Source organism: Citrobacter rodentium NBRC 105723 = DSM 16636 (assembly GCF_021278985.1).
Lineage (GTDB): Bacteria > Pseudomonadota > Gammaproteobacteria > Enterobacterales > Enterobacteriaceae > Citrobacter_A > Citrobacter_A rodentium.
The window spans coordinates 1,020,742-1,047,127 of sequence record NZ_CP082833.1 but is presented as its reverse complement, the minus strand read 5'-3'; the positions used below and the strand labels follow the sequence as shown (position 1 = coordinate 1,047,127).

Sequence of the window (26,386 nt, the reverse complement as noted above, 5' to 3'; positions counted from 1 at the left end):
ATCCGCTATCGGCAGCAAAATGATGAAGCGCCCGCAGGCCGGATAAGGCGTAGCCGCCCTCCGGCACAAGCGGTACGGTTACTGTTTGCTGTCTGGCGTATTAATCATCCGGTTCAGCCACGGCACCATCAGCGCCATGACCACCGTGACGCCGAGCGTCACCAGGCCGATTTTACTGAACACGCCAGTGTAGATGGGTAACGTCTGTAGCGGGTCTGTGATATTTTCCGGGACGGCGGTAAAGGTCGCCACGTAGCCGCCGAGCAGAAACGCGGCGGCCTAGGTGAGGAACCACATTCCGAGAATAAAGCCCATCAGCTGCTGCGGAACCAGCGCGGCAACCATCGCCAGCCCCAGCGCGCTAATCAGCAGTTCGCCCAGACTCTGGAACAGATACACCAGCACGATAAACCACGGCGAGGTCAGCCCCTGCGCATCGGCAAACCACATACCGGCGGCGGCCGCGGTCAGAAAGCCGAGCGAGCACAGGAACATCCCGAGGGTAAACTTCATCGGCATCGTCAGATCTTTGCCTTTGCTGCCCAGACGGGTATAAATCGCCGCCAGTACCGGACTGGCGACCACCACCCAGAACGGGTTCAGCGCCTGGAAGCTCACCGGGTTGATGGTGAAGCCGAGGATCTGATGATGGACGTTATTAATGGCGAAGAAGTTGAGCGAAGTCGGCATCTGCGCGTACAGGATGTAGAACAGCACCGCTTCAATCATCAGAATGAATGCGACAAACATCTTGTTGCGCCCGGTTTTATCCAGCTTAAACGCCTGGCGGAAGAAGATAATCGTTACCGCGATGGAGAGCACAATCAGCACCAGATTGGCGATCTGTACGTTGTGCATCAGCCAGGCGCAGAGGAAAACCATTACCACCGTGCCCACCAGCACGTACAGCAGATTGCGGAAGCGGAGCGGCTGATGGTCCGGCGCGGAACCGATATTCTTCACCATTCCGCGGCAGGCGAAATAGACCAGCAGCGCGACAATCAGCCCCGCGCCGCACAGGTTGTAGGTGACGGCATAGCCGAATTTATCCGCAATCACCGGCGCCAGAGACAGCGAGAGCAGCGAACCGATGTTGATCGACATATAAAACAGGGTGAAGGCGCCATCCAGCCGCGGATCTTTTGGCGGATAGCATTTGGAGAGCAGGCTCGCCGGGTTGGCCTTAAACAGCCCGTTACCCACGGCGATGGTCCCCAGCGCGATAAAAATCAGGTTAGGCCTGAGCAATGACATTCCGGTCATAAAGTAGCCGATCGCCAGGACAATCGCCCCCAGCACCAGCGTGCGTTTGGTGCCAAGCAGATGGTCGCCAACGTAGCCGCCGATGGAGATCAGGCCGTAGACCAGCGCGGCGAAGGCGCCAAAGGTGACAAACGCCTGTTCCTGCGAAAAGCCGAGCTGTTTAACAAAGAAAACCGCCAGGATGCCCTGAACGCCGTAATAGCCAAAACGTTCCCATAATTCGACAAAAAAGATCATAAAGAACGGGCGGGGTTGCTGGAGCAAACCCCCGGGTGCTGTTGTATTCATATTCTTTCGCCTTTTGATGCCATCCCAAAAAGTATGACGCGTAAAACAAAACGCGCCGAAAATGTCTGACTCTGTTATAGACTGCGGTTATTAACCGCGTGAATAGATTATTATACAGATTGTTTTCGATCTAATTAGTTGATCACACTAATTATCATTTTGCCGCTGGCGTGAAGTTCTGAAGAAGACATAAAAAACGCCCGCAGAAGCGGGCGTTGGCGTGAGAACAGGTTTGTGTCGGATGGGGCCTGTAAAAGGCGGCGAACCGTAGGCCGGATAAGGTACGCCCTCATCCGGCAGGGAAGACTTACTCTTCTTCGTCGCGCAGCGGCACAATCAGCATATCAACGTGAACGGTGTTGATCAGCTGGCGCGCGGAGGACATCAGCTTGCTCCAGAAGTCCTGGTGATGGCCGCAAACGACCAGGTCCATATCGTATTTCTTAATAGCGTCTACCAGCACCTGTCCGAGATCGCCGCTGCCGCTCAGGGTTTCCGTGATGGGGTAGCCTGCGTTGGTGGACAGCTCGGTCAATGCGTGGTGGGTTTCTTCAGAGATGCGTTTTTGCATGTCGCCCAGATTAACGTCAATCAGGCCGGTATACAGGTCAGAGTAGTTTACATCAACGTGGATCAGGGAAACTTTTGCGTTATAGGGACGCGCCATCGAGACCGCTTTTTCTACCAGAACTTTACTCTCCGGAGAAAGATCAACCGCGATGAGAATGTGTTTGTAAGCCATAGTATTACTCCTTCCATAAAGTTGTCGATGACCAGCCAGCTGACGTTTCTGGTGCCGTCGCGTCACCCGCGTCCTGCGAACTCTGCGATTTATTTACGCGGGGCCAGCTCAGCCGCGATGTGATTGGTACAGATTATCTTTACCTTATAGTGGGCGGGATAATCCGTCAATCCGCCTTGCTTACCAGTTAGTTAAACAAATTTTTGCGCTAATTGCATTGATAGTGATTAACCTTATGGCAAAAAAATTAACTGATCTCCTACACTATAAATAAAGCCGCTCGGATGCTATGCATCACCATGAGCGGTTTTGGTCGTACTCTTTCATTGAACTGTCTGGCAAGTCTGGGGAGCGGTAGTCCCGGAGAGGAACTCCGAGGGCGGGTCGCCGGGGAGGTCGTATGATAAGCACCGTCGCATTGTTCTGGGCGTTATGTGTCGTATGCATTGTTAATATGGTGCGCTATTTCTCATCGTTACGCGCGCTATTAGTGGTACTTCGGGGTTGCGATCCGTTGCTCTACCAGTATGTGGATGGCGGCGGTTTTTTCACCGCGCATGGTCAACCCAACAAACAGGTGCGGCTGGTGTGGTATATCTATGCCCAGCGCTACCGCGATCACCACGATGAAGAGTTTATCCGCCGCTGCGAGCGGGTTCGCGGCCAGTTTATTCTGACCAGCGCGCTGTGCGGTCTGGTGGTCATCAGCCTTATCGCATTGATGATCTGGCACTGAGCATAAAAAAACGGGCCAGTTTCCTGACCCGCTCATACGCTTTATTTCGTCTATCCGCCGGCCCGGCCTGCGTTTATCTGTAGGCCGGAGAAGGTATCGCCGCCATCCGACGCGGCTTCCGCTTAGATAAGCTTCAGCGCAATCCAGTACAGCGTACCGGACAGCAGGATCGCCGCTGGCAGCGTAAATACCCACGCCATCAGAATGCTGGTAACCGTCTTACGCTGCAAACCGCCGCCGTCGACCACCATCGTACCCGCCACCGAGGAGGAGAGGACGTGCGTGGTGGAGACCGGCATCCCGGTGTAGCTGGCCAGACCGATAGAGACCGCCGCCGTCATCTGCGCGGACATCCCCTGGGCATAGGTCATGCCTTTCTTACCGATTTTCTCGCCGATGGTGGTCGCCACGCGACGCCAGCCGATCATGGTGCCAATACCCAGCGCCAGCGCGACCGCCATAATGATCCAGACAGGCGCATATTCGATGGTGTTCAGCATATCGGTTTTCAGTTTTTTCAGCAGACGCTGGTCGTCAGCGCTCACGCCCGGCAGCTTCGTCACTTTATCGGTGGTGTCGGAGATGCACAGCATAATGCGACGCAGCTGGCTGCGCTGCTCAACGCTCAGCTTGTCATAGCTTTCCACGTTGTTCGCCAGCATCGCCTTCGCGCGCTCCAGCGCGTTGATGGTGTTTGCCGGATGGCAGTGGAATTCCGCTGGCTGCGTGGCGGCCGGTTCCGGGGACGGAATAAGTTGGTCGACGCCGGTGACTTTTTTCAGCAGGTCAGGATGCTGCTGGAAATAGATCTCGACGTTGTTGATCGCATCACGGGTGCGGGTAATTTCGTAACCCGAGGCGTTCATGTTTACCACGAAGCCCGCAGGCGCCACGCCAATCAGTACCAGCATGACCAGACCAATGCCTTTCTGCCCGTCGTTCGCGCCGTGTGAAAACGCCACGCCGATAGCCGAGAGGATCAGGGCGATACGGGTCCAGAAAGGCGGTTTTTTCTTGCCGTCTTTCTTTTCACGTTCCGCCGGCGTCAGGTGGATACGGGCGCGCTTTTTGGTGCCGCTCCAGTAACGACGCAGAAGGAAAATCAGGCCGCCCGCGACCACCAGGCCGACGATCGGCGAGATGATAAGCGAGGCAAAAATGCCGATCACTTTCGGGATGTTCAGCGCGTCGACAACGGATGTGCCGGTCATCAGGGCATTGGTTAAACCGATGCCGATGATGGCGCCAATCAATGTGTGGGAGCTGGATGCCGGTAACCCAAAATACCAGGTCCCGAGGTTCCAGATGATCGCCGCCAGCAGCATAGAGAACACCATCGCAAGTCCATGCGTGGAGCCCATGTTAAGCAGCAGGTCCGTCGGCAGCATATGCACAATGGCATAGGCCACGCTGAGACCTCCCAGTAGCACACCAAAGAAGTTAAACAGCGCAGCCATAACCACCGCCAGCTGCGAACGCATCGCGCGGGTGTAGATTACGGTTGCTACTGCGTTGGCTGTGTCATGGAAGCCGTTTATCGCTTCGTAGAACAGCACAAAGGCCAGAGCAAGCAATAATAAAAGCCCGGTATGTAAATCCAGGCCAGCAAACAAATGTAGCATAGGACGTTACGCCATTTTGAGGACATGAACGCGGCGCATTATCAGTGACTTTAGCGGCGCGGGCAAAGTGAAATATAGACTTTTTTTGATTTAGCGCCTGCATCCCGAGCTGCCTCTAAAGAATTATCTTATAGATTTCAGGCAAATACTCATTGCCGCCGTTTTTGTCGCTGGTGCGACCACTGAGATAACTTTACAATTCACGCCCGGATTTCAGAGAGGAACGCAAAGTGGAAAGGTTCGATGCCATTATTATAGGCGCTGGCGCGGCGGGTATGTTCTGCGCCGCTCAGGCAGGGCAGGCGGGCTGCCGGGTGCTGCTTATCGATAACGGTAAGAAACCGGGCCGCAAGATCCTGATGTCCGGCGGGGGACGCTGCAACTTTACCAATCTTTATGTCGAACCCGCGGCCTATCTCAGTCAGAACCCGCATTTTTGCAAATCGGCGCTGGCGCGCTATAGCCAGTGGGATTTTATCGATCTGGTCGGCAGGTACGGTATCGCCTGGCATGAGAAAACGCTCGGCCAGCTGTTCTGCGATGATTCCGCTCAGCAAATCGTCGATATGCTGGTGGCGGAATGCGAAAAAGGCAATGTTACCCTCCGCTTACGCAGCGAAGTATTGAGCGTTGCGCGTGATGATGAGGGCTTTACGCTGGAGCTTAACGGCATGACCGTTGGCGCGAAAAAGCTGGTGATCGCCTCCGGCGGGCTTTCCATGCCCGGTCTTGGCGCGACGCCGTTTGGGTATAAAATTGCCGAACAGTTTGGCCTGAAGGTGCTGCCTACCCGCGCCGGGCTGGTGCCTTTTACGCTGCATAAACCTTTGCTGGAGCAGCTTCAGACGCTTTCCGGCGTTTCCGTTCCGTCGGTCATTACCGCCGAGGACGGCACCGTTTTCCGGGAAAATCTGCTTTTCACCCATCGCGGGCTTTCAGGCCCGGCGGTTTTACAGATTTCCAGCTTCTGGCTGCCGGGCGAATATGTCAGCATAAATCTGCTGCCGGATGTCGATCCGGACGCTTTCCTTAACCAGCAGCGTAGCGCTCATCCTAATCAAAGCCTGAAAAATACGCTGGCGATGCATCTGCCGAAGCGGCTGGTGGAATGTCTGCAACAGCTCGGGCAAATTCCGGACGGCTCGCTTAAGCAGCTCAACGTCCGCGACCAGCAGACGCTGGTCGACACGCTGACCGCCTGGCGCGTGCAGCCTAACGGCACCGAAGGCTACCGCACCGCGGAAGTGACGCTCGGCGGAGTCGATACCAACGAACTGTCATCGCGCACAATGGAAGCCCGTCATGTGCCGGGTCTCTATTTCATTGGCGAAGTGATGGACGTTACCGGCTGGCTGGGCGGCTACAACTTCCAGTGGGCATGGTCGAGCGCCTGGGCGTGCGCGCAGGATTTAGCCCGGCGTGATTAACCTCATCCGCTAAGCGCCTGCGCCTTTGAGCGGAATTGATAATTAATGATGTGCAACATCGCGCGCTGCTTTGTTATTGCTGACGCTACCCGTAATCAACAGGTCAGCAAACATGAAACTCAATCTTGTCTCTTCCGTTCTGGTCGCTCTTGCTTCGGCTGGCGCCTTTTCGGCCCACGCCGGGCCGCAGGCGCAGGTAGTTTGCGGCTACAGCCATACGCTGGGCGACGACGCCATTATGATGTTTGGCAAAGCCAATCAGGCCATGTGGCATGACTTTTTTGGCAATACGCATACCGACTCAGTATCAACTTATCAAACCTTACGCGCGCAGCCAGACACCACCTGCGATAACAAAGCGGACAGCTCAGCTTACTGGGCGCCGTCGATGAAATTACCCAATGGCGAAGTCGTCAAACCGGCGTATCAGAAAACCTACTACCAGACCACCAACGTCACGCAATATCCTCTCCATCCCTTCCCGCCAGGGCTGGAGCTGCTGGCGGGCGATCATCATGGCACTGGCCCCAGTTCCGCCATCTCCTTTTTATGCGCCAATGGCAAAGGCTATTCCAACAAGGCCGGAGAGGTTTGCGGCCTGCGTAAAGCGGGCGATGCCATCGGTATTGCCTTCCCCAACTGTTGGGACGGCGTCAATCTCAAACCTGCTCACGGCCACAGCAATGCGGTTTATGCCGATAACGGGAAATGTCCGGCGCAATATCCGGTGAAAATCCCGACGGTGAATATGAATATCGCGTATGTGCTGCCGCAGATAACATCGCTGGATACCGCTAAAATCGAACTGTCGATGGATCCGCTCATGGACGGTGATAAACGTCAGGAGCGCTGGGGAAGCATTTATACCGCCCATGCCGATTTTATGAACGGCTGGAAGGAAGACAGCGCGCGGTTTATGACCGATCTTTGTATGAACCAGGGAATGGATTGCGGCACCATGGTTCCTTACGCTTACAGTAAAGCGGAAGAGAACAGCTGGGTCAGCAGCGAAGAGGATACGCCTCACGCCGGTGCGGAAAAACTGTATGTGCAGGACGACTGGTCAAACGGCGGCCGGACCCGACACCCGGAAACGCTGACGCTGGTGAAGTTTAAAATTCCCGCTCTGCCAGCCGGTATGGACGCCTCCCTGTTTAAATACCGGATTCGTCTCTACGGCGGCAAAACCGAACACAACGGCGCGGATCAGATCTTCTTTTACCCTACCAACAATGACTGGCGCGCCGCTGACGTTAGATGGAGCAACAAGCCCGCCATCAATTACCGCTCTGATGCCATCCTGTATATTAACGACTCGCATGAGTACCGTTATATCGATATCGATCGGGTAGTGCGTAAAGCGCTGGCGGAAGGGAAAAGCGAAATCTCCTAGTATATCGGCGGCGATCGTCAGGGTAACCATTATGAATTCGCCCCGGCGGACTCCAGCCAGAGCCTGCTGCTGATGCTGACCGGATACAAAAACACCCCGGAAATTTAATCCGTTCATCCGTTCTGTGGCCGGGTCGTCTGTCCCGGTCACGCGCGGCGGACTACCCGCCGATGCGATGCTCTTTAAGCTTACGCCACAGGGTGGTGGGGCTGATCCCCAGCATCACCGCCGCTTTGGTCCGGTCGCCCGCCGTGGTTTCAAGCACGCGGGCGATCAGCTGCTTTTCCTGCTTTTTAAGCAGATCGGTTTCCGCCGTCGCTGCCTCGCAGTCGGAGTTGTGAACATTCTCTTCCTGCGAAGCGGGCGTCAGCTGACACAGCTGTTGAAGGATCTCTTTATTCACCACATCGGTCTGTAGCAATACAATCAGCCGGTAGACCATCGCCTGTAGTTCACGGATATTGCCCGGCCAGGGGTAACGATTCAAAAACGCCTGGGCCTCCGGGGTAAAAATCAGCGTCTTGCCCTGCTGCGCCAGCAGGTGCTGGACGATCGGCATTACGTCACCCGGACGCTGATGCAGCGCGGGGAGTTCAAGCTCCAGTATGTTGATGCGGTAATACAGGTCCTGGCGGAACTCGCCCGCGTCGACCAGCGCCTTTAACGCTTTATTGCTGGCGGTAATCAGGCGAAAATCCGCCGTAATCAATGAGTCGCCGCCGATCCGCGAAAACTGCTTCTCCTGCAACACGCGCAGCAGCTTTACCTGTACCGATAGCGGCGCTTCGCTGATTTCATCAATAAATACCGTGCCTTCTCTCGCCATTTCGAAAATACCGGGCTTGCCGCCTTTGCGGGCGTTGGTAAACGCGCCGTCGGCATAGCCGAACAGCTCGCTTTCCAGAAGGCTTTCCGGAATAGCCGCACAGTTTATGGCGATAAAGGGAGAGTGGCTGCGTGAGCTGTGGTGATGAATACTCTGGGCGAACAGCTCTTTGCCCGTTCCGGTCGCGCCGGTAATCGTGACCGGCAGATCGTATTGCGCGCACAGCTTCGCTTTTTCAATGACGTTCCTGATTTCCGGCGACTGACCAATAATATCGTCGAAAGAGTAAGTGGTGGAAAAGCCGCGCAGTTTACTTTTCCTGTTCGCGGCGGCATGCCAGAGGGCGCTGTCCTGGCTCAGGCCGGTGATAATGGAGTAGGCGTTCTGATGATGGGAAAAATGTTTAATTGAGATGTAAATCAGGCTGCCATTAATTTCAACGGGCTGCTCTTTCAGGCTGATTTCGTTAATAATACTGCCGTACAAATCTTTAAACGCCTCTTTTTTAAACAGCTTATCCCCGACGTGGCACTGAAATAAGCTCATTCCGGCGGCGTTAACGTTGATCACTTCGCCCATCTGATCGATACACATAATGCCTTCGCGCGACTGATTTAACGCTGAATGGCTCATTAACAGCTTCGCGTTTTCCCGGTTGATATATTTCAGCAGGCTCCGGGCTTCGTTAATGGCTTGCTCAATGGAGATATTATCGGTGTCGCCCATCACCGCGTTTAAACCGTACTTTTTTGCCATTTCGGCGACGGTCAGTCCGCCAATCACCAGCTGATAGTCATCGCTGGCCAGACTCTTTACCACGTTTTCAATATCATAGTGGTTATAGACCTGGCAGATCTTGAACTCTTCATTGGTCAAGTTTTGATAATGGCGCAGGACATTACAAAACTGGGGAAAGCCGACGGCGGCGATTTTTTGCGATTTGCGTCTGGCTTCCTGCAGGATGCGATAAACGCCGTGAAAGTCATGGGCGATTTCGAGCACCGGAATCGTCACATTGCTGCGTAACAGCGCCGCCGTGCCGCCGCGGCTGATAATGATTTTAGTGCCCGCCTGAATCATCTCCTCCGCTTTTTCCAGCACGTCAGAATAATGAGATTCATAGACGGGTATCTCCAGTTTCCTTTCAATTAACACATTGGCGATGCGCTGAGTAATGGTGCGGGAAACGGAAAAGATAACAATCTCATTATTCTTCATTCATTCTTCTCTTAAGCCAGGACGTCCTGTTTTATGCAGTCTGAACCTTACACAAACCGCCGCGTAAGGTTCAACCGACGATGCTTAAAAATGAAGACGGCGATAGACAATCTGACCATTGCACAGCGTCGCGCAGTTATCGATATAGCGATCGCCTTCCATTTTCACGCCGCGCGTATCTTCAAATACAATCCGCTCTTTGCGTATTTTGACGATGGAGATATCGGCAAAGGCGCCGGGCTGCAACGTACCGATTTGCCCTGCCATTTTCATCAGGCGAGCCGGAGTCGCGGTCACCGCGCGCAGCACATCAAAGAATGACATGCCCATATTGAGATATTTCGACATCACGTGCAGCAGGCTGTACACCTTATCCGTGCGCAGACTGTTTCTGTGCGTCAGGTCGGTGCTGATGATGTCCGGATAAAAGCCCTGTTCCAGCGCATTGCTGGCAACCTTAAAATCAAAGTGCGCCACGCCGTTCGAACAATCAAAAATGACGCCCCGCTCTTTAGCCTCTTTCACCGCTGCGAAAACGTCGCCCTGCTCATCAAGGATGGAGTGCCCCGTCCCGTGAAAACAGTGGGCGTAAATATCATCGGCCTGAAAATGGCCAATCAGCTCATCTGCGGGCAGCAGGGAGTCGGTCACGTGAACGCAAAGGGAAGTATCCAGCTCCCGCGCGAGCGCCACGGTCGTTAAAAAGGGATCGCTGGCGTACGCTTTGCCTTTGGCAATATCCTGACTGTAGCGCAACTTCAGACCGAGGATGTTGTCACCGTTTTCCGCCAGCGTTTGGGCGATTTTCTCCACGTTATAGTTTGCCGGATTGGTGTTTTCCAGATAGCCGGTTGGCCCGCCGCCGAGCGTGGAAAGCCCGACGTTCACCACGTTCAGATAGCTTTTTATCTTCACCATTGAAGGGGTTATCACGCTGTGACGAAACAGCGGGTAATTGACCCAGCCGCTGCTTCCCGCATCCACCACGCTGGTGACGCCATTCGGCAGGCAGACTATATCCGGATTAACGCTAATCGCCGTGCCGCCATGAAAGACATGGGCGTGAAAATCGATCAGCCCCGGCAGTACGATACAGCCAGCGGCGTCGATTACCGTTTCCGCCTGCGCGGCATCGACGTTATTCAGGTCGACAATCCGGTTTCCGGCAATGCCAATGCTGCGATTGACATAATCATTGCTTTCGACATCGGCAATCAGGCCATTTTTAATCACAATATCCAGTTTCATTGATGACTCCTGTTAAATACCGATGAGCTTCCAGTAAGGAATACCGATCAGCAGGTAAATCAGCACGTTAATCACCACCATGATGGTTCCCAACAGCCAGAAGGTTTTTTGCGGGACATAGCCGCTGGAGAAGGTAAAGACCCCCGCGCCGTTGCCATAGTGGGTCAGCAGCGCGCCGTAGCCTGCCGAGAACGCCAGAGACAGCGCCACATACATCGGGTGCGCTTGGGTGGTCATGCCGAGAGTAAACAGCACCGGATAGAAAGAAACTACAAAGGCGCTGTTGGAGACGAAGAAATAGCGTACCGCCAGGCTGATAAATACCAGCACCGCGATGGCGCTGAATTCACTGAGATGCGACAGATCGAGATAGTTTTTAATCACGTCGACGAGGAAGACATAAAATCCGCCCTTCGACAGCGCGACCGCGCAGCCGTAGAACGCCCCGTACCAGACAAAGGTTTGCCAGGCGGCTTTCTCGCTGACCACATCGTTCCAGTTTAAAACGCCGAACAGCAGCAGACAGGCGAGGAAGGCAAGTCCGACGGGAATGAAAGCGATGCCGGTGAGCGAACCGGTCATCCAGCCCAGCACGCCGAGGATAAAAAAGACGATCAGCAGCTTTTCTTCCCGCTTTACCGGCCCCAGTTCCCGCAGACCTTGTTCGGCGATTTCGTTAACGTTGGCGATGGTTTTCAGCTCAGGCGCATAGAGTTTATACAGCACCCACGGCGCCAGCAGCAGCACCAGTCCAGCGGGAAGCACAGCGGCTTTAAACCAGGTCATCCACTCAAGGTTCACCTGCATGATCTCATTCGCCAGCGACACGGTAATCGAGTTGGTCGCCATCCCGGTCAGAAACAGGCTGGAGGTGCCCATGGAAACGACGTACATCAGGATGGTCAGATAAGCGCCGATTTTGCGGCTGCCTTCTTCCGGCTTTGAGCCCAGCGCTTCGGCAATGTTGCGGAAAATAGGGTAGGTGATGCCGCCGGAGCGGGACATGTTTGAGCCGGTGGCCGGAGCGAGAACGGTATCGGTAACCATCATCAGATAGCCGAGCGTCAGGGTATTTTTACCGTAGCGCCTGAGCAGCATATAGGCGATGCGTTTCCCCAGGCCGGTAATCACAAACGCTTTGCAGATAATAAAGGCGCTGATAATAAACCAGACCATCGGACTGCCGAATCCGGCGAACAGCGGGCCGGGGTTGAGTACCAGAGAGGCGAATCCCAGAATGATCAGCATGATCACCGCGTCGGTGAAAGGGCGCAGCACCAGGCCGCACAGCATCGCCAGATAAATCCCCACCATGTGCCAGGTGTCGGCGGAAACGCCTTCAGGATTGGGTATTATCCAGAACAAAACCGGGAAAAAAATAATGGGTAAGAGTTTTAAATAAAGCATGTTAAGTACCTTTGCTTTAAAGCCGCGGCCTGCCAGACGTCGCGGCGTTTTATTATTTATTTGAATTAACGGTAAGTGTCGTCGATGAACTCAACGCCTTTGTCTTCAAGCGTCTTCCTGACCCACTGACGATTCGCTGCGCCGTTTTTAGCCGCTTCGACCTTACTTGCGTCAAATTTTGAGTACTCTTTTGCTTTCGCCAGCTGCGCTTCGGCGTCGCCAAGCGGTACCACGATGACGCCGTCGGCATCGCCGACGATCAGATCGCCCGGATTGACCGCCACGCCGCCGACGGCGATCGGCGTATTCACCTCGCCAGGACCTTCCTTAAAGGGGCCAGCGGGGTTTGAGCCGGTGGCGAAAAGCGGGAAGTCCAGTACTGAAAGCGCGTCGATATCACGGATGGGGCCATCGAGCACAATCCCGGCGATTTTTTTGCAGCAGTGCGCATAGGCCACCATGATTTCGCCCATCAGCGCGCGGGAGCGATCGCCTTCATTGGAAACCACGATCACGTCGTTTTCGGTCGCCATATCCAGCGCCGCATGGAGCATCAGGTTATCGCCGGCGCGGGCTTTCACGGTGATAGCAAATCCTGCCATAATCGGTTTTTTCGGCGCAGAGATGCGTTTAATACCGTTGCCAAGCACCGCGATACGGTTCATGGTGTCGGCGATATTCGCCGCCGGCAGCTGTTCATACGCTTTGAGCAGTTCGGGATTGCCTTCCGGGCGTTTTAAATAAATACGGTTACCAATAGACATGTTTTTCTCCTTAAAAACCCGGAACTGGCCAGGATGGTTTTTTACCGGACAGGACCTCATCAATCCCGATGGCGGAGTGCAGCGAAGCGCGATCGGTCGCTTCAATGGTCGCGGCGCCGATGTGAGGGCCAATCACGACGTTACTCAGTGAAAAAATCGGATCGTTGGCGTCAAACGGCTCTTTTTTCAGCACGTCGAGGCCAGCGCCTGCGATGACGTTGTGGCTGAGGGCGTGATAAAGCGCTTTTTCATCCACCAGTTTGCCGCGCGCGGTGTTGATGAAATAAGCCGTCGGCTTCATCAGGGAGAACTGTTTCTCACCGACAAAATCGGTGGTTTCGGCGGTGGTCGGGCAGTGCAGAGAGACGAAGTCGCTCTCTTTGAAAATGCGCTCAAAGTCGTCCGTCATCTGTACGCCCTGCGGCACCTGCTGCTGGGTTTTATACGGATCGTAAGCGATGACCTGCATATTGAAGCCGTTCATGGCTTTCAGGGCGACGCGGGAGCCGATATTGCCCACGCCGATTAGGCCGAGCGTTTTGCCGTCCAGCTCCACTTTTGGCGTGCGCAGCTTGGCCCAGTAGTAATCTTCCAGCATCTTCTCTTCGACCAGTTTGAAGTTACGCGAGCAGTGGAGCATGTAGAAAATGGTCAGTTCGGCAACCGACATGCTGTTAGCGATGGGGGCGTTAAGGATCACCACGCCGTGGCGTTTGGCCGATTCGAGATCGACGGTGTCGTAACCCGCGCCGTGGCGTGCGACGACCTTCAGCTTTTTGGCCGCCTGAAAGACGCGATCGGACATTTTTGACAGGCGCACGATAATACCGTCACAGTCCGCAATGTCGCGAATAATATCATCTTCTTCCATCCCGGAACCGGTAATGAGTTCGTAGCCGCGACTTTCCAGATATTCTCTCCCTTCGGCCATGATTTCCTGCGGGAGTAAAATTTTGTACGTCATTTAACTATCTCCAGTGTTGATTACACCGGTGATATTGCACGGCCTGTGCCACAAAATACGCGACAGGGATTTTTGTTGTTATCTTATTGAATAATAAGTTTTATTTTGTGTGTTTTAAAATCGTTAAATGATTGTTTGGTGATATTCTTCACAAAATATATCGGCGATAAAATCTATTTTTATTGCAAAATGAAAACCCTGAATTGCATTATTAAATAGCGAGTGACGGGGCGATCACAAATAATATTGCGGCGAATAATATTATTTGATGACGCTAATTGTTTCATTTGCAGCCATTACGTCTGTAAGGTTCAGGCATACTTGATAGCGTAACCTTTATGCCGGATGGCGGCTACGCCTTATCCGGCCTACGGGGGGAGGTGGTGCGGGCCGGGCAGGCGAAGCTTGACTTCATATGATGACGTCATAAAATTGACTTCAAAGGATGAAGTCATAAAGGGAATGTCATGAGACAGCAGGTGTTATCCTTACGAAAAAAGCAAAGAAATACGCTGGAACAGCTCTTTAAAACACCTGTACCACAAGGAATAAAGTGGACAGAGATAGAATCCCTGGTGAAGGCGTTGGGCGGCGTAATTAAGGAAGGGCGCGGCTCGCGCTGCAAATTCTTATTGAACAACAGTATTGCCTGTTTTCACCGTCCTCATCCTTCACCCGATACGGATAAAGGCGCAGTGGAGAGTGTGCGTGACTGGCTACTCAGCATAGGGGTTAAACCATGATTAAACCTAAAACGCCAAATGCAATGGAAATCGCGGGGCACCCTGCGGTAATCAATTATGTGCCTGAGCTAAACGCGTTTCGCGGTAAGTTTCTTGGGCTATCAGGACATTGCGATTTTGTCTCGGATAGCATCCAGGGCTTGCAGGAGGAGGGCGAGATCTCTTTAAACGAATACCTTGAAGATTGCCGGGAGGCGGGTATTGAACCTTATGCGCATGCGGAAAAAATGAAAACATTTACGCTTCGCTATCCGGAGTCATTTGGCGAACGTTTAAGTTCCGCGGCGGCAGAAGAACAGGTTTCAGTGAATACCTGGATCATTGATACGCTTAGCAAACGTCTGAAGCAGGCTTAGCGCCATTAAGTCGGGTAAGCGCAGCGCCCCGGCATTTGTGCCGGATGGCGGCGATGCCTTATCCGGCCTACGGTTGGGTACGATCCAGGCAAGCGCGGCGCCCCGGCATGTACGCCGGATGGGAGCGGTGTTGTAGGCCGGGCAAGCGCAGCGCCCCCGGCATTTACGCCGGATGGCAGAGGTGTTGTAGGCCGGGCAAGCGAAGCGCCCCCGGCATTTACGCCGGATGGCAGAGGTGTTGTAGGCCGGGCAAGCGAAGCGCCCCCGGCATTTGCGTCTGACGGGGCTGGCCTTACTCTTCCTTTGGCAAACACTGCAAATGGCCGTGGCGTACGCCGCGCTGGGCTATTACATCGTCGGCAAAATGCTGTACATCGCCCATATCGCCTTTGAGCACCGCAATCTCCAGGCAGTCGTCGTGGTTGATATGCACATGCAGGGTGGCTACGGAAAGGTCGTGATGATGGTGCTGGGTCGAGACAATGCGGCTGGCTAAATCGCGCTTCTCGTGTTCGTAGACATATGAAAGCACGGCAAAGCCCTGGGTGCCGTGTTGCTGGGTGGTTTCCTGCGCCAGCGCGCCGCGCAGAATGTCGCGGATCGCTTCGGAACGGTTGTTATAGCCGCGGCGCTGGCTCAGGCTGTCCAGCGTCGCAAGAAGATCGTCGTCGAGGGTAATAGTGACACGTTGCATCAAATGTAAACCTTAAGCTATGGCGCGACGGCGCACGGGAAAGGCGGGAAGCACCGCGCTTTGTAACACGCGTCCCGCAGCGGAAGAAAACGTCAGCGCCTCGCCAACGGCCTGCGTTTCAACGATTTGCCCTTCGTCCATCACCATCACCCGCTGGCAAAAATGCTCGACCAGCCGCAGGTCATGGGTAATGAACAGGCAGGCGGTGCCAAACTGCTGTTGCAGTTTTTTGAGCAGGCGAATCACCCCGGCCTGCAACACCAGATCGAGGTTTGATACCGCTTCGTCCAGAATCAGCAGCTGTGGCTCTACCACCAGCGCCCGCGCCAGACAGACACGCTGGAGCTGACCGCCGCTGAGCTGCGGCGGGCGCTTAGCGAGCAGCGAAACGTCAAGATCGACGGCGTTGAGCATCTCGCGCACCCGCGCCAGCTGATCGGACTTCGACAGCGACAGCAAATGGCGCATCGGCTCGCGCAGGATCTCGCAGACGGTTTTACGCGGGTTTACCGCGCTGATAGCGTCCTGAAATACCATCTGAATATCCCGGCGAAACGCCTTGTGCTGCGCCCGGTTGAGCTTCGCCAGCGGTGCGCCGCGCCAGCTGACGGTTCCCTGCGTCGGGGCTTCCAGCCCGACGAGCAGGCGCGCAAGGGTGCTTTTTCCGCAGCCGCTGCGGCCTAACAGCGCCACGGTTTCACCGCTTTTCAGGCTCAGTGAGACATTGTTCAGCACCGCCTGATGCTGATGTTTCCCGCGCAGGCCCGAATGCGCGTACTGATGGGACAGGGCGGAAACGCTGAGTAAGGTCATGAGGCTAACTCCATTCCATACAGGGCAAGATGCGCCGACACCAGATTGCGGGTTACGCTGTGCTGCGGCGCGCGAAACAGCGCTTCCACCTCGCCCTGTTCGACAATCGCGCCGTTGTCCATCACCGCCACGTCGTCGGCCAGCCGCGCCACCACGCCCATATCGTGCGTCACCAGCAGTATACCGGGGGCGCGCTCGCGCATAATATTTTCCAGCAGATCGAGGATCCGCGCCTGCGCCACCACGTCGAGATCGGTCGTCGGTTCGTCGGCGACGATAAACGGCGCGTCGCACAGCACCGCCATCGCGATCATCATGCGCTGCAACATGCCGCCGCTCATCTCGAACGGGTACAGCTTCAGCACCCGCGCCGCGTTTTCCAGACCGGCGGCCTCCAGTGCGGCGATAAGCGTCGCGTCATCGGCGGGTTTCCCCAGCGCCAGACAGGTTTCACGCGCGTGGGTCGCCATCGTATGCAGCGGATTAAAGGCGCTGCGCGGATTCTGCATGATGGTGGCGATTTTGATGCCGCGCAGGTCGCCGGGCGCAACCGGCCTGCCGTCGGCGAGGATGCGCCCCGCTGTCTGGCGAACGCCAGCGGGCAAAATGCCCAGCGCCGCCGCGCAGGTCAGCGACTTACCGCTGCCGCTGCCGCCGACCAGCGCCAGGACGCGCCCGCGGGTCAGCGTTAAAGAGACCCCGCGCACCAGCGGGCGATCGGCTTCGAGGGCGATATTTTGCAGTGCTACCTGTTGCGGCATCAGTGAGCATGCTCCGTTATCAGATGAGGATCGAGGTGATCGCGCAGGGCGTCGCCCACCATGTTAAAGGCCATCACGGTGATAAACAGCGCCAGCCCCGGCCAGAACATTTGCAGCGGCTGGGTCCAGATATACTGGCGCGCGTCGTTAATCATCACCCCCCATTCCGCGGTCGGCGCGGTGACGCCGAGGCCGAGAAACGACATCCCGGCGACGTGCAGCATCATATGGCCGATATCCAGCGTCGCCAGCACCAGCAGGGAGGGGATCACCGCGCCGGCCAGGTGGTCGATAAACACCCGCACGTGTCCCGCGCCTGAGAGCCGCGAGGCCAGCACGAATTCGCGCTGGCGCAGGGAGATCACCAGGCTGCGCACCATCCGTGCATACCACGCCCAGTGCGACAGGGCGATGGCGATAATCACATTGGTCAGCCCCGTGCCCAGTACGCCAACCATAAAGAACGACAGGATCGAGGTCGGGAAGGTCATAAACATATCCGCGACGCGCATCGTCAACTGGTCGACGCGCCCGCCCATCAGCCCGGCGCTGCCGCCGACGATCAGCCCCAGCGCCAGCACCAGCAGCAGGCAGGCCATCACCGAACCCAGCGACACCCGCGTCGCCGCCAGCAGGCGGGAAAAAATATCGCGTCCCAGATGGTCGGTGCCGAGCCAGTGCTGGCTGTCCGGCGCGAGCAGGCGCGATGGTAAATCAATCGCCTGCGGATCGTACGGCAGCCACCACTGGCTGGTGAGCGCAATCACTGCCAGCAGCGCGATGACCAACAGCGCCAGGCGCACCGACCAGCGCGAAGAGAGGAAAAAGTTCACGAGTGCGCTCCTTCATGACGACGAATGCGCGGGTCCAGCGCGGCGTTCAGCAGATCAACAATCAGGTTACAGACCACGAATACCACCACCATCATCAGCGTGAAACACTGAATCACCGGATAGTCGCGGTTAAAAATCGCCGACACGGCGTAGCGTCCGACGCCTGGCCAGGCAAAGATGTTCTCGATGATCATCGTCCCGCCGATCAGTTCGCCGATGTGCATCCCTACCGCGGTGATCACCGGCAGCGAGGCGTTACGCAGAATATGGCGACGCTCGGTTTGCTTCTCGTTCAGGCCGCGCAGGCGCGCCCAGGTGACGTGGCGCTGTCCGGCGACCTCCAGCATACTGGCGCGCAGCAGACGGGCGTTAATCGCCAGCGACATAAAGGCGATCGACACCGCGGGCAGAATGATGTGCCGCCAGCCGCCGTAGCCCATCGCGGGCAGCCATTGCAGATACACGGCAAAGAACATCACCAGCAGGAAGGCGAGCCAGAAGTTGGGCATCGAGACGCCGAGAAAGGCGATCAGCCGCACCACCAGGTCCGGCAGGCGATCGCGATGGCGCGCCGCCCAGATGCCGAGCGGCACCGAAGTGAGCAGGATTAGCGCCAGCGCCGCCCCCGCCAGCTGCAGGGTAGCGGGCAGGAAGTTCAGCATGTCGTCCAGCACCGGACGCTGAGTAGCGAATGAGATGCCGAAATCCAGATGCAGCGCTTTCCACAGCCAGCTGCCGTACTGCACGACAAGCGGTTGGTCCAGCCCGAGCATCACCCGGGTAGAGGCGACCATCTCCGGCGTCGGCGGCAGGTTCGACAGGCGCAGATAGTCGAGCGCCGGGTCGCCGGTACCCAGACGCAGCATGAGAAAGATAATCACCGAAGCGGCAAAAATCATCGGGATCAGCAGCAGAATGCGCCGCACTACGTAACGCAACATCAGGGTTTCACCGGGGTAATCTGTTCAAACGGAATGTCAGAGGCGATAGGCGCGTAAGGGATCTCGCCCAGCTCAGGTTTGGCCACCACCATCATCGAGACGTAGCTGATGGGCAGATAGACCGCGTCGTTGTGCAGGCGGGTCAGAATATCTCTGTACAGCGCCTGACGCGCGGCTTCGTCGCGGGTTTCCAGCACCTCGCCGATCTCTTTATCGATCAGCGGTTTATCAGCCAGCCCCTGCTGTGCCTGGTAATCGGCGTGCGACGGCACGCGCATCGAACTCATAAAGGCGTGCGGATCGTAAGGCGCGCCCCAGGTGCGGTTGAAAATCATGCCGAAGCGTCCGTCGCGCTGACGGGCGTAAATACTGCTCTCTTCTTCGCCGATCAGGGCGACATCGACGCCTACCTGGCGCATATCGGCCTGGATAATCTCCGCCATCGACTTGCTCAGCGCATCGGTGCCGATAAACGCCAGCTCAACGCGCAGCGGCTGGCCGTTTTTCTCGCGAATTTCTTTGCCCGCAGGCAGCCGCCAGCCCGCTTTTTCCAGCAGCGCTTTCGCCTGCTGCGGGTCGTACTGGCGCGCCTGCAGGCCAATATCGGCGTAAGGCACGTTGCGGGAAAACAGCGTATCCGCCACCTGCTGGGTGCCGTACAGTGCGTTGTCGATCAGCGATTTTTTGTTTACCGCGTGGTTCAGCGCTTCCCGCACCAACAGCTCGTCGGTTGGCGCTTTGGCGGAGTTGAGCGCCAGCATGACCGTCTCTATCGGCTGAGAAAGCTGGGTACGGTACGCCGGGTTCTGGCTGAAGCGGGCGAAGGTGTCGAGCGGCAGCAGTCCTTCATTGCCGTACAGCAGGTCGATATCGCCGGTTTCAAACGCCACCGCGCGGGTGGTTGGGTCGGGGATCACCCTGACGGTGATTTTTTTAATTTGCGGCTTCTGGCCCCAGTAATGTTCGTTACGCGCCAGCACATCGTACTGGTTCAGCTTTGACTCTTTCAGCACCCACGGCCCGGTGCCGATGGGCGCCTTAATGCCGCGCATCGTTTCATGGTCTTTAAACTGCGACGGGGCGATAAAGCGGAACGGACGCGGCAGCGACAGCTCCTGCAGGAACGGGTAATAGGCGCTTTTCAGGGTAATTTGCAGTTCGCTTTTGCTGAGCGCTTTGACGTCCACGATTTGATTGACCAGCTCAAGCCAGGCGTGACGCTGGCGGTTGTCGAGCACCACGCGGAAGTTCTCCGCCGCGGCATGGGCGTCAAACGGTTCGCCATCAGAAAACGCCACGTCGTCGCGCAGGGTAAAGGTCCAGATTTTGCCATCCGCCGAGCGGATCCAGCTTTTTGCCAGCCACGGTTTCACCGTGCCGTCCGCCTGATACTTCACCAGCGGCTCATACACCATGCTCTGGGCGAACATCTGGTTAGGCGTATAGAGATGCGGATTGAGCGGCCCGACGTTGACCGGCCAGGCGGTGGTGATTTCGTCGGGCGCGGCGGCGTGCGCGAAAAAGGACGCACAGGCCAGCAGCGCAAAGAGTGTGCGGCGTAGTCTGGACAAAATAGTGATCCTGAGTGCTATAGAGGTACGACTAAAGAAGTATGACGATTCTAAGGATTCATCATACTTTTGATGTGTTCTGGATCAAGAGAAGGGCGGTCAGCGGCGCGAATTATACGAAAATCATATGTTATCTCTCGCGCAATAACCGCAGCAGGGTGCTGACCTGCTCATCAAGCGGGGCGAGGCTATTTTTAACGATCAGGTGCAGCGGCGTGGCGCGGCGGGCGCCGTGGGCTAACGGCAGCGTCCGCAAAATGCCCTGTTCGAGCAGCGGCGCAATACGCTCCTCCGGCAGCCAGCCGTAGCCGACCTGATACATCACGGCGTCAATGGCGGCATCGATAGTGGAAAAAGTCCATGCATCGCGGGCGGGCTGCTGCGGGTTATCCCGATCGGCGATACGGATCAGCGGCCAGGCGCGCAGCGCCTCTTCGTCCAGCAGCGCATCCTGGCCGCAAAGCGGATGATCGCAATGGGCGACGGCGACAAAATCAATGTTCATCAGCCACTCGCCGCGCCCGGTCACATCCTGGCGGCGGGTTAACACCATTACGTCGGCGTCGGCATACGCCGTCTGCTCTTCGGCGCTGTTCTCCAGCACTTCCGTCAGGCGCACCTGGGTTTGCGGCCACGCCTGTTGAAACTGTTTAAGAATGGCAAACAGACGGCGGCGGGGAAAAATGCTGTCGACCACCAGATCCAGCCGCGTGCGCGTACCGTTCTGTAACGTTGCGGCGCGGGTTTCCAGCCAGCTGAAGGCTTGCAGCAGCGGCTTCACCTGGTTCAGCAACAGCTCGCCTGCGGGCGTCAGTACCGCCCGCCGCCCCTCCGGGACTAACAGCGCCACGCCGAGGTGCTCCTGCAACAGCGCCAGGTTATAGCTCACCGAAGACTGGCTGCGGTGGGTTGCCTCCGCCGCCCTGGCGAAGCTGCCCGTTGCCACCACCTTTTCCAGTAGCGCCCACTGTTCAAGCGTTGTCTTATGCATAACTCATCGAAAAAATGAATGAATATGATGCAAACATAGCGTTATTCATCCAATTTTTGAAGCGTTATGATCCTCGCATCAACTCAAAGGAGAAAGAATATGAGCACTTTCGATAAACATGATTTAAGCGGCTTTGTCGGCAAACATCTGGTCTATACCTACGATAATGGCTGGAACTACGAGATTTACGTGAAAAATGAAACCACTCTCGATTATCGCATCCACAGCGGTATTGTCGGCAACCGTTGGGTGAAAGATCAGCATGCTTACATTGTGCGCGTCGGGGAAAGCATCTACAAAATTTCGTGGACTGAACCGACCGGCACCGACGTCAGCCTGATCGTTAACCTTGGCGATAAGCTGTTCCACGGCACTATCTTTTTCCCGCGCTGGGTGATGAATAACCCGGAAAAAACCGTCTGCTTCCAGAACGAGCATATTCCATTGATGGAATCGTATCGTGAAGCGGGTCCGGCCTATCCAACCGAAGTGATTGATGAATTCGCCACCATTACCTTTGTGCGCGACTGCGGCGCGAATAATGACAGCGTGATTGACTGCGCGGCGAGCGAGCTGCCGGCGAACTTCCCGGAAAACTTACGCTAAACCCGCTCCAGCCACTGTATCGCCTCCGCCTTCAGCGTAAACGGCGTTGGGGTGCAGACGGCGAGGCTCAGGTTATCGAGCTGGCAGTGGCTGAGCGACAGCGAGGAGGCGAGCGTGCTGTCGACGCTGACGATTTGCCAGGCGCTGCCTCCACGCTGTTTCACTATCGCTTCCTTACGCGTCCAGATGCGCCAGAAGGCGGCTAACTGCCGCTCCGCAGGCTCCGCCTCAATCTCCGCGTGTTCGCCGAGGCTGAATACCGCATTCGCCAGCGAACGCCAGTTGGCCCGCGGACGGATCGCTTCGATATCGCATCCCACTTCCCCTTCGTCGCTCAACAGCAGGGCGATATGGTCGCCGCTGTGGCTCAGGTTAAACCACAGCGCGTGTTCCGCGGCAAAGGCGGGTTTTCCCTGTTCGCCGTAGACGATGGCCGGCAGCGGCGAGAGAAAGTGGGAAAGCAGGACGCGGCCCGCCAGCCAGCGCGCGCGCCGCGCGCCCTGCGGCGCCTGTTCGCTTAACGCTGACGGCAGCGCGCCTGCGCTCAGCGTCGACACTTTTCCCAGCACAATCCGGTACATATCAGGCCCAACGTTTAATAATGATCGAGGTATTGATGCCGCCAAAGGCAAAGTTGTTGCTCTGCAAAAATTCACAATCCACTTTGCGCGCTTCACCCATGATGTAATCCAGCTCGCCGCAGTTAGCGTCCGGCTGACGTAAATTCAGGGTAGGCGCAAACCAGCCTTCACGCATCATTTGCAGACTCATCCAGGCTTCCAGCGCGCCGCAGGCCCCCAGTGTATGCCCGAAATAGCTTTTCAGCGAGGAAACCGGTACGCGATCGCCGTAAATCGCCGCCGTCGCCTGACTTTCCGCGATATCGCCGCGGTCGGTCGCCGTGCCGTGCGCGGAGATGTAGCCGATATCCTGCGCGCTCAGGCCCGCCATGCTCAGCGCCTGCTCCATGCAGATCTGCATGGTTTCCCGCTGCGGCTGGGTGATATGCGCGGCGTCGCAGTTGGTGGCGAAGCCGACGATTTCACCAAAGATGGTCGCGCCGCGCGCTTTCGCGTGCTCCAGCTCTTCCAGAATCAGCGTACCTGCCCCTTCGCCAATCACCAGCCCGTCGCGCGCTTCATCGAACGGCGACGGCGTGGTTTTCGGCGCGTCGTTGCGCTGGCTGGTGGCGAACAGCGTATCGAACACCGCCGCTTCCGACGGACACAGCTCCTCCGCGCCGCCGGCGACCATCACCGTCTGATAACCGTGGCGAATGGCCTCCCACGCGTAGCCGATCGCCTGGCTGCCGGAGGTGCAGGCGCTGGAGGTGGGGATCACCCGTCCGCGCAGGCCGAAAAACAGCCCGGTATTCACCGCGGTGGTGTGCGGCATCATCTGCACATAGGTGGTGCCGGTGATGTTATTGGTGTGCTTCTCGGTCAGCATGGTGGCGAATTCGCTCACCGGACCGGTGCTGCCGGTAGACGAACCGTAGGCGATGCCGGTCTGCCCGTTGGTTAACACCTTATCGTCCGTCAGTCCGGCCTGTTCAAGCGCCAGTTCGCTGGCGCGGGTGGACATCAGCGACACGCGGCCCATCGCGCGGATGCGTTTGCGGGTGTAGTGCTCCGGCAGGCTGAAGTCGTCAATGGGCGCGCCCAGCAGCGTATGCAGACCGTCGTAAACCTGCCATTCCGGCATTTTGCGCACTGCGTTTTCATAGGCCAGCAGCCGCGTGGAGACCGTCTGCCAGCTTTCGCCAAAGGCGGTCACGCCGCCCATTCCGGTAATGACCACGCGACGTGTCATAACATCCCTCCATTGATGGAAATCACCTGACGGGTGACGTAACCCGCAATATCCGACATTAAATAGCTGGTCAGTCCGGCCACTTCGTCCGCCTGCCCCATGCGCTTCATCGGGATCATCGCCATCGCCTCTTTCAGCGCGGCCTCTTCCATGTCGATCATTCCGGTGTCGATCAGCCCCGGCGCGATGCAGTTAACGGTGATTTTGCGCTTCGCCAGCTCAATCGCCAGCGCTTTGGTCGCGCCGATAATCCCGGCTTTGGCGGCGCTGTAGTTGACCTGCCCGCGGTTGCCCATCACGCCGGAAACCGAGGACAGGGTGATGATGCGTCCGCCCCGGCGCGCGCCGATCATCGGCATAATGCACGGTTGAATAACGTTGTAAAAACTGTCGAGGTTGGTGTGGATCACCGCATCCCAGTCATCGTCGCTGAGCGCCGGAAACGCGGCGTCGAGGGTGATGCCTGCGTTGCTGACCACGCCGTACCACGCGCCGTGCGCGTTGAGGTCCTGCTCCAGCGCCTCGCGGCACTGTTCGCGGTTGGCGACGTCAAAGCAGAGCAGACGTCCCGCGCCGCCGACGTCCTGAATGGCATCCAGCGTCGCCTGGGCGCCTGCTGCGTCACGGTGATAATGCACGCCGACCACAAAGCCATCTGCCGCCAGCTTCCGGGCGATGGCGCGTCCGATGCCCTTGCTGGCGCCGGTCACTAATACTGAACGACTCATACGGACGCTCCTTGTTGAAACAGGGTGTGAAGTTCTTCCGCCGTGGGCTGGAAGGTGTTGACGCGGCCGGTCGCCAGCGTTTCGCCGTCGGCCTCAATCGCGCACTCAAAGCTGCCGAAACGCTCGTCCTGCATCAGCAGCCGGACGTGTATGGCTAAGGTTTTACCGGCAGGCAGAATTCCTGCCGCGCAGATCAGTTCCCGCGCGCCGAGCACCATGCCCAGCGAGATCGCGCCCTGTCCCTGCTGATGGCGATGCCAGCCGGACCAGACGCCGACGGTCTGCGCCATCAGCTCCAGCGCGAACCAGCCGGGGAGATCGCCGTTAAGGTCGAGAAACGGCGTCAGTACGCCGCCGGACGTCACCGCGACGCGGCAGAGAGCGGTTTCGTCAGTCACGCTGACCACCTCTTCCAGCAGCAGCATCGGCGCGTCGTGCGGCAGATATTCGCCGGGCGATAAGTAGTGGCTCATGCCATCCTCCCGAGCAGAATGCTGGCGTTATTGCCGCCAAAGGCGAAGGAGTTAGAGAGAATCAGCGGGCGCGCCAGCGGCTGCGGCCTGTCGATGATACCGCAGGGCGGCAGCGAGGCGTCGCGCGGCGACTGGCTAAAATCCTGCGGCGGCAGCGGCAGGTCGCGCTGCAAAATCAGCATACTGAGCGCGGCTTCGGTAATGCCCGCCGCGCCCAGCGTATGCCCGGTCAGATGTTTGGTGGAGCTGCACGGAACCCGCTCGCCAAACAGCGCGTTGACCACGCCCGATTCAATCCGATCGTTAAGCGGCGTGGCGGTGCCGTGCAGGTTGATATAGCCGACCTGCTCCGGCGTGATACCCGCATCGCTCAGCGCCTGCTCAATCGCGCGGAGCGCCCCTTCGCCCTGCGGGTGCGGAGCGGAGATGTGGTACGCATCGCTCGACTCTCCGACGCCCAGCAGGGCGATGGGCTGCGGCTCGCGGGTCAGCAGCATCAGCGCCGCCCCTTCGCCGATGGTGATGCCGCTGCGGTCGCGGGCAAACGGCAGGCAGCGGGTCGGCGAGAGCGACTCCAGGCTGTGAAAACCGTTTACCGGCATCCGGCTCAGGGTGTCCGCGCCGCCGACAATCGCCACGTCCGCAAGCCCCGCTTCAATCAGACGGCGTCCGCTGATGATAGCGCGGGCGCTGGACGAGCAGGCGGTGGAGAGGGTAAACGCCGGGCCGTCCAGCGCCAGCCAGTGGCTGAGAAAGCGCGACGGGTCGCCCAGCTCCTGCTGCGGATACTGCCATGCGCTGCTTTGCTGGCCGTGAATGGTCAGATTGACGTGGGTATCGCTTTCATCCAGCCCCGACGTGCTGGTGCCGAGCACCACGGCCACCCGATCCCGGCCATAGCGGGCGATAGCGTCGTCCACCTGCGGCTGAATTTGCGCCAGCGCCGCCAGCAGCAGCTGATTGTTGCGCGAACGGTGGGCGCTGAAGGCATCCGGAATGGCGGGCAGTTCGCCGTCCACCCCGGCGAGTACCGCCTGCGGTTGCCCCTGCAGCCAGCCCGCGCGCGGACGCATACCGGGGGCGACGCCGCGCGTCAGGTTGGCGGCGATTTCGTCGTTATCGTTGCCCAGCGCGTTAATCGTGCCGACCGCGGAAATATAAATCAT

General features: G+C 57.3%; 24 protein-coding genes and 2 pseudogenes. 6 read left to right on the top strand and 20 right to left on the bottom strand.

Annotated elements, in window-relative coordinates:
- Nucleotides 1-78: 78 nt before the first annotated feature.
- Nucleotides 79-1,551: pseudogene (gene dtpB / locus K7R23_RS04975) on the bottom strand (dipeptide/tripeptide permease DtpB).
- A 307-nt stretch (nucleotides 1,552-1,858) separates the two neighbouring features.
- On the bottom strand, nucleotides 1,859-2,293 hold the full coding sequence (uspA, locus tag K7R23_RS04970) for a universal stress protein UspA (RefSeq protein WP_000323571.1): 435 nt from the start codon (nucleotides 2,291-2,293) through the stop codon (nucleotides 1,859-1,861).
- A gap of 400 nt (nucleotides 2,294-2,693) precedes the next feature.
- Between uspA and uspB the strand changes: the two genes are divergently transcribed.
- Nucleotides 2,694-3,029 (top strand): universal stress protein UspB, encoded by a 336-nt coding sequence (gene uspB / locus K7R23_RS04965; RefSeq protein WP_024133025.1) that lies wholly within the window; start codon nucleotides 2,694-2,696, stop codon nucleotides 3,027-3,029.
- A 122-nt stretch (nucleotides 3,030-3,151) separates the two neighbouring features.
- On the opposite strand, the gene pitA is transcribed toward uspB, so the two are convergent.
- Nucleotides 3,152-4,651: an inorganic phosphate transporter PitA gene (gene pitA / locus K7R23_RS04960; protein WP_012908240.1), complete on the bottom strand. Its 1,500-nt coding sequence runs from the start codon at nucleotides 4,649-4,651 to the stop codon at nucleotides 3,152-3,154.
- A gap of 230 nt (nucleotides 4,652-4,881) precedes the next feature.
- On the opposite strand from pitA, the gene K7R23_RS04955 reads away from it, so the two are divergent.
- Entirely contained in the window at nucleotides 4,882-6,078 is a 1,197-nt protein-coding gene (locus K7R23_RS04955; protein ID WP_012908241.1) for a BaiN/RdsA family NAD(P)/FAD-dependent oxidoreductase, read from the top strand.
- 112 nt (nucleotides 6,079-6,190) lie between these two features.
- Nucleotides 6,191-7,579 (top strand): annotated as a pseudogene (locus K7R23_RS04950) (DUF1996 domain-containing protein).
- Between the two features lie 52 nt (nucleotides 7,580-7,631).
- Here K7R23_RS04950 and K7R23_RS04945 read toward each other — a convergent pair.
- The 5 genes from K7R23_RS04945 to K7R23_RS04925 form a co-directional block, all read right to left on the bottom strand.
- On the bottom strand, nucleotides 7,632-9,515 hold the full coding sequence (locus K7R23_RS04945) for a sigma-54-dependent Fis family transcriptional regulator (protein WP_012908242.1): 1,884 nt from the start codon (nucleotides 9,513-9,515) through the stop codon (nucleotides 7,632-7,634).
- Between the two features lie 84 nt (nucleotides 9,516-9,599).
- Entirely contained in the window at nucleotides 9,600-10,763 is a 1,164-nt protein-coding gene (locus tag K7R23_RS04940) for a metallo-dependent hydrolase (protein WP_012908243.1), read from the bottom strand.
- Nucleotides 10,764-10,775: 12 nt separating this feature from the next.
- Nucleotides 10,776-12,170 (bottom strand): DASS family sodium-coupled anion symporter, encoded by a 1,395-nt coding sequence (locus K7R23_RS04935; protein WP_012908244.1) that lies wholly within the window; start codon nucleotides 12,168-12,170, stop codon nucleotides 10,776-10,778.
- A 65-nt stretch (nucleotides 12,171-12,235) separates the two neighbouring features.
- Nucleotides 12,236-12,934 (bottom strand): RraA family protein, encoded by a 699-nt coding sequence (locus K7R23_RS04930; RefSeq protein ID WP_012908245.1) that lies wholly within the window; start codon nucleotides 12,932-12,934, stop codon nucleotides 12,236-12,238.
- A 10-nt stretch (nucleotides 12,935-12,944) separates the two neighbouring features.
- Nucleotides 12,945-13,898, bottom strand: a complete 954-nt coding sequence (locus K7R23_RS04925; protein ID WP_012908246.1) for a hydroxyacid dehydrogenase — start codon at nucleotides 13,896-13,898, stop codon at nucleotides 12,945-12,947.
- Nucleotides 13,899-14,365: 467 nt separating this feature from the next.
- Here K7R23_RS04925 and K7R23_RS04920 point away from each other — a divergent pair, with 467 nt between their 5' ends.
- Nucleotides 14,366-14,641 (top strand): type II toxin-antitoxin system HicA family toxin, encoded by a 276-nt coding sequence (locus K7R23_RS04920; RefSeq protein WP_012908247.1) that lies wholly within the window; start codon nucleotides 14,366-14,368, stop codon nucleotides 14,639-14,641.
- Nucleotides 14,638-14,997, top strand: coding sequence for a type II toxin-antitoxin system HicB family antitoxin (locus K7R23_RS04915; RefSeq protein WP_012908248.1), 360 nt, complete (start codon nucleotides 14,638-14,640; stop codon nucleotides 14,995-14,997). Before K7R23_RS04920 ends, K7R23_RS04915 begins: the two co-directional genes overlap by 4 nt.
- Nucleotides 14,998-15,289: 292 nt before the next feature.
- On the opposite strand, the gene nikR is transcribed toward K7R23_RS04915, so the two are convergent.
- The 7 genes from nikR to K7R23_RS04880 form a co-directional block, all read right to left on the bottom strand.
- Entirely contained in the window at nucleotides 15,290-15,691 is a 402-nt protein-coding gene (nikR, locus tag K7R23_RS04910) for a nickel-responsive transcriptional regulator NikR (protein ID WP_024133026.1), read from the bottom strand.
- Nucleotides 15,692-15,703: 12 nt separating this feature from the next.
- The gene (gene nikE / locus K7R23_RS04905) at nucleotides 15,704-16,504 is read right to left on the bottom strand and encodes a nickel import ATP-binding protein NikE (protein ID WP_012908250.1); all 801 of its coding nucleotides are present in this window, start codon (nucleotides 16,502-16,504) and stop codon (nucleotides 15,704-15,706) included.
- Nucleotides 16,501-17,265 carry a nickel import ATP-binding protein NikD gene (nikD, locus tag K7R23_RS04900; RefSeq protein WP_012908251.1) on the bottom strand — a complete coding sequence of 255 codons (765 nt, stop codon included), beginning with the start codon at nucleotides 17,263-17,265 and terminating at the stop codon, nucleotides 16,501-16,503. The genes nikE and nikD overlap by 4 nt, the downstream gene beginning before the upstream one ends.
- The gene (nikC, locus tag K7R23_RS04895) at nucleotides 17,265-18,098 is read right to left on the bottom strand and encodes a nickel ABC transporter permease subunit NikC (RefSeq protein ID WP_012908252.1); all 834 of its coding nucleotides are present in this window, start codon (nucleotides 18,096-18,098) and stop codon (nucleotides 17,265-17,267) included. The genes nikD and nikC overlap by 1 nt, the downstream gene beginning before the upstream one ends.
- Nucleotides 18,095-19,039, bottom strand: a complete 945-nt coding sequence (gene nikB, locus K7R23_RS04890; RefSeq protein WP_012908253.1) for a nickel ABC transporter permease subunit NikB — start codon at nucleotides 19,037-19,039, stop codon at nucleotides 18,095-18,097. Before nikB ends, nikC begins: the two co-directional genes overlap by 4 nt.
- Nucleotides 19,039-20,613: a nickel ABC transporter substrate-binding protein gene (nikA, locus tag K7R23_RS04885; protein WP_024133027.1), complete on the bottom strand. Its 1,575-nt coding sequence runs from the start codon at nucleotides 20,611-20,613 to the stop codon at nucleotides 19,039-19,041. Before nikA ends, nikB begins: the two co-directional genes overlap by 1 nt.
- A gap of 127 nt (nucleotides 20,614-20,740) precedes the next feature.
- Nucleotides 20,741-21,601 (bottom strand): LysR family transcriptional regulator, encoded by an 861-nt coding sequence (locus K7R23_RS04880; protein ID WP_012908255.1) that lies wholly within the window; start codon nucleotides 21,599-21,601, stop codon nucleotides 20,741-20,743.
- Nucleotides 21,602-21,700: 99 nt separating this feature from the next.
- On the opposite strand from K7R23_RS04880, the gene K7R23_RS04875 reads away from it, so the two are divergent.
- Nucleotides 21,701-22,207, top strand: coding sequence for a phenolic acid decarboxylase (locus K7R23_RS04875; protein ID WP_012908256.1), 507 nt, complete (start codon nucleotides 21,701-21,703; stop codon nucleotides 22,205-22,207).
- On the opposite strand, the gene acpT is transcribed toward K7R23_RS04875, so the two are convergent.
- From acpT to K7R23_RS04850, 5 genes are read right to left on the bottom strand one after another with little or no spacing between them, the layout of a single operon-like run.
- The gene (acpT, locus tag K7R23_RS04870; protein WP_012908257.1) at nucleotides 22,204-22,788 is read right to left on the bottom strand and encodes a 4'-phosphopantetheinyl transferase AcpT; all 585 of its coding nucleotides are present in this window, start codon (nucleotides 22,786-22,788) and stop codon (nucleotides 22,204-22,206) included. The two genes, K7R23_RS04875 and acpT, sit on opposite strands and share 4 nt — an antisense overlap.
- A 1-nt stretch (nucleotide 22,789) precedes the next feature.
- Complete coding sequence (locus tag K7R23_RS04865) at nucleotides 22,790-24,019, bottom strand: beta-ketoacyl-ACP synthase (protein ID WP_012908258.1); 1,230 nt, start codon at nucleotides 24,017-24,019, stop codon at nucleotides 22,790-22,792.
- Entirely contained in the window at nucleotides 24,016-24,747 is a 732-nt protein-coding gene (locus tag K7R23_RS04860; RefSeq protein WP_012908259.1) for a 3-ketoacyl-ACP reductase FabG2, read from the bottom strand. The genes K7R23_RS04865 and K7R23_RS04860 overlap by 4 nt, the downstream gene beginning before the upstream one ends.
- The gene (locus K7R23_RS04855; protein ID WP_012908260.1) at nucleotides 24,744-25,220 is read right to left on the bottom strand and encodes a hotdog family protein; all 477 of its coding nucleotides are present in this window, start codon (nucleotides 25,218-25,220) and stop codon (nucleotides 24,744-24,746) included. Before K7R23_RS04855 ends, K7R23_RS04860 begins: the two co-directional genes overlap by 4 nt.
- Entirely contained in the window at nucleotides 25,217-26,386 is a 1,170-nt protein-coding gene (locus tag K7R23_RS04850) for a beta-ketoacyl-[acyl-carrier-protein] synthase family protein (RefSeq protein WP_012908261.1), read from the bottom strand. The genes K7R23_RS04855 and K7R23_RS04850 overlap by 4 nt, the downstream gene beginning before the upstream one ends.

Bases quoted from the DNA above. Each gene is read 5' to 3' on its own strand.
- K7R23_RS04930 (WP_012908245.1), bottom strand. From the start codon at position 12,934: ATGTCTATTGGTAACCGTATTTATTTAAAACGCCCGGAAGGCAATCCC.
- K7R23_RS04925 (WP_012908246.1), bottom strand. From the start codon at position 13,898: ATGACGTACAAAATTTTACTCCCGCAGGAAATCATGGCCGAAGGGAGA.
- K7R23_RS04850 (WP_012908261.1), bottom strand. From the start codon at position 26,386: ATGATTTATATTTCCGCGGTCGGCACGATTAACGCGCTGGGCAACGAT.
- K7R23_RS04860 (WP_012908259.1), bottom strand. From the start codon at position 24,747: ATGAGTCGTTCAGTATTAGTGACCGGCGCCAGCAAGGGCATCGGACGC.
- uspA (WP_000323571.1), bottom strand. From the start codon at position 2,293: ATGGCTTACAAACACATTCTCATCGCGGTTGATCTTTCTCCGGAGAGT.
- K7R23_RS04865 (WP_012908258.1), bottom strand. From the start codon at position 24,019: ATGACACGTCGCGTGGTCATTACCGGAATGGGCGGCGTGACCGCCTTT.
- acpT (WP_012908257.1), bottom strand. From the start codon at position 22,788: ATGTACCGGATTGTGCTGGGAAAAGTGTCGACGCTGAGCGCAGGCGCG.
- nikR (WP_024133026.1), bottom strand. From the start codon at position 15,691: ATGCAACGTGTCACTATTACCCTCGACGACGATCTTCTTGCGACGCTG.
- K7R23_RS04855 (WP_012908260.1), bottom strand. From the start codon at position 25,220: ATGAGCCACTACTTATCGCCCGGCGAATATCTGCCGCACGACGCGCCG.
- K7R23_RS04920 (WP_012908247.1), top strand. From the start codon at position 14,366: ATGAGACAGCAGGTGTTATCCTTACGAAAAAAGCAAAGAAATACGCTG.
- K7R23_RS04880 (WP_012908255.1), bottom strand. From the start codon at position 21,601: ATGCATAAGACAACGCTTGAACAGTGGGCGCTACTGGAAAAGGTGGTG.
- K7R23_RS04935 (WP_012908244.1), bottom strand. From the start codon at position 12,170: ATGCTTTATTTAAAACTCTTACCCATTATTTTTTTCCCGGTTTTGTTC.
- K7R23_RS04915 (WP_012908248.1), top strand. From the start codon at position 14,638: ATGATTAAACCTAAAACGCCAAATGCAATGGAAATCGCGGGGCACCCT.
- K7R23_RS04940 (WP_012908243.1), bottom strand. From the start codon at position 10,763: ATGAAACTGGATATTGTGATTAAAAATGGCCTGATTGCCGATGTCGAA.
- nikD (WP_012908251.1), bottom strand. From the start codon at position 17,265: ATGCCGCAACAGGTAGCACTGCAAAATATCGCCCTCGAAGCCGATCGC.
- K7R23_RS04945 (WP_012908242.1), bottom strand. From the start codon at position 9,515: ATGAAGAATAATGAGATTGTTATCTTTTCCGTTTCCCGCACCATTACT.
- uspB (WP_024133025.1), top strand. From the start codon at position 2,694: ATGATAAGCACCGTCGCATTGTTCTGGGCGTTATGTGTCGTATGCATT.
- nikE (WP_012908250.1), bottom strand. From the start codon at position 16,504: ATGACCTTACTCAGCGTTTCCGCCCTGTCCCATCAGTACGCGCATTCG.
- nikB (WP_012908253.1), bottom strand. From the start codon at position 19,039: ATGTTGCGTTACGTAGTGCGGCGCATTCTGCTGCTGATCCCGATGATT.
- K7R23_RS04875 (WP_012908256.1), top strand. From the start codon at position 21,701: ATGAGCACTTTCGATAAACATGATTTAAGCGGCTTTGTCGGCAAACAT.
- pitA (WP_012908240.1), bottom strand. From the start codon at position 4,651: ATGCTACATTTGTTTGCTGGCCTGGATTTACATACCGGGCTTTTATTA.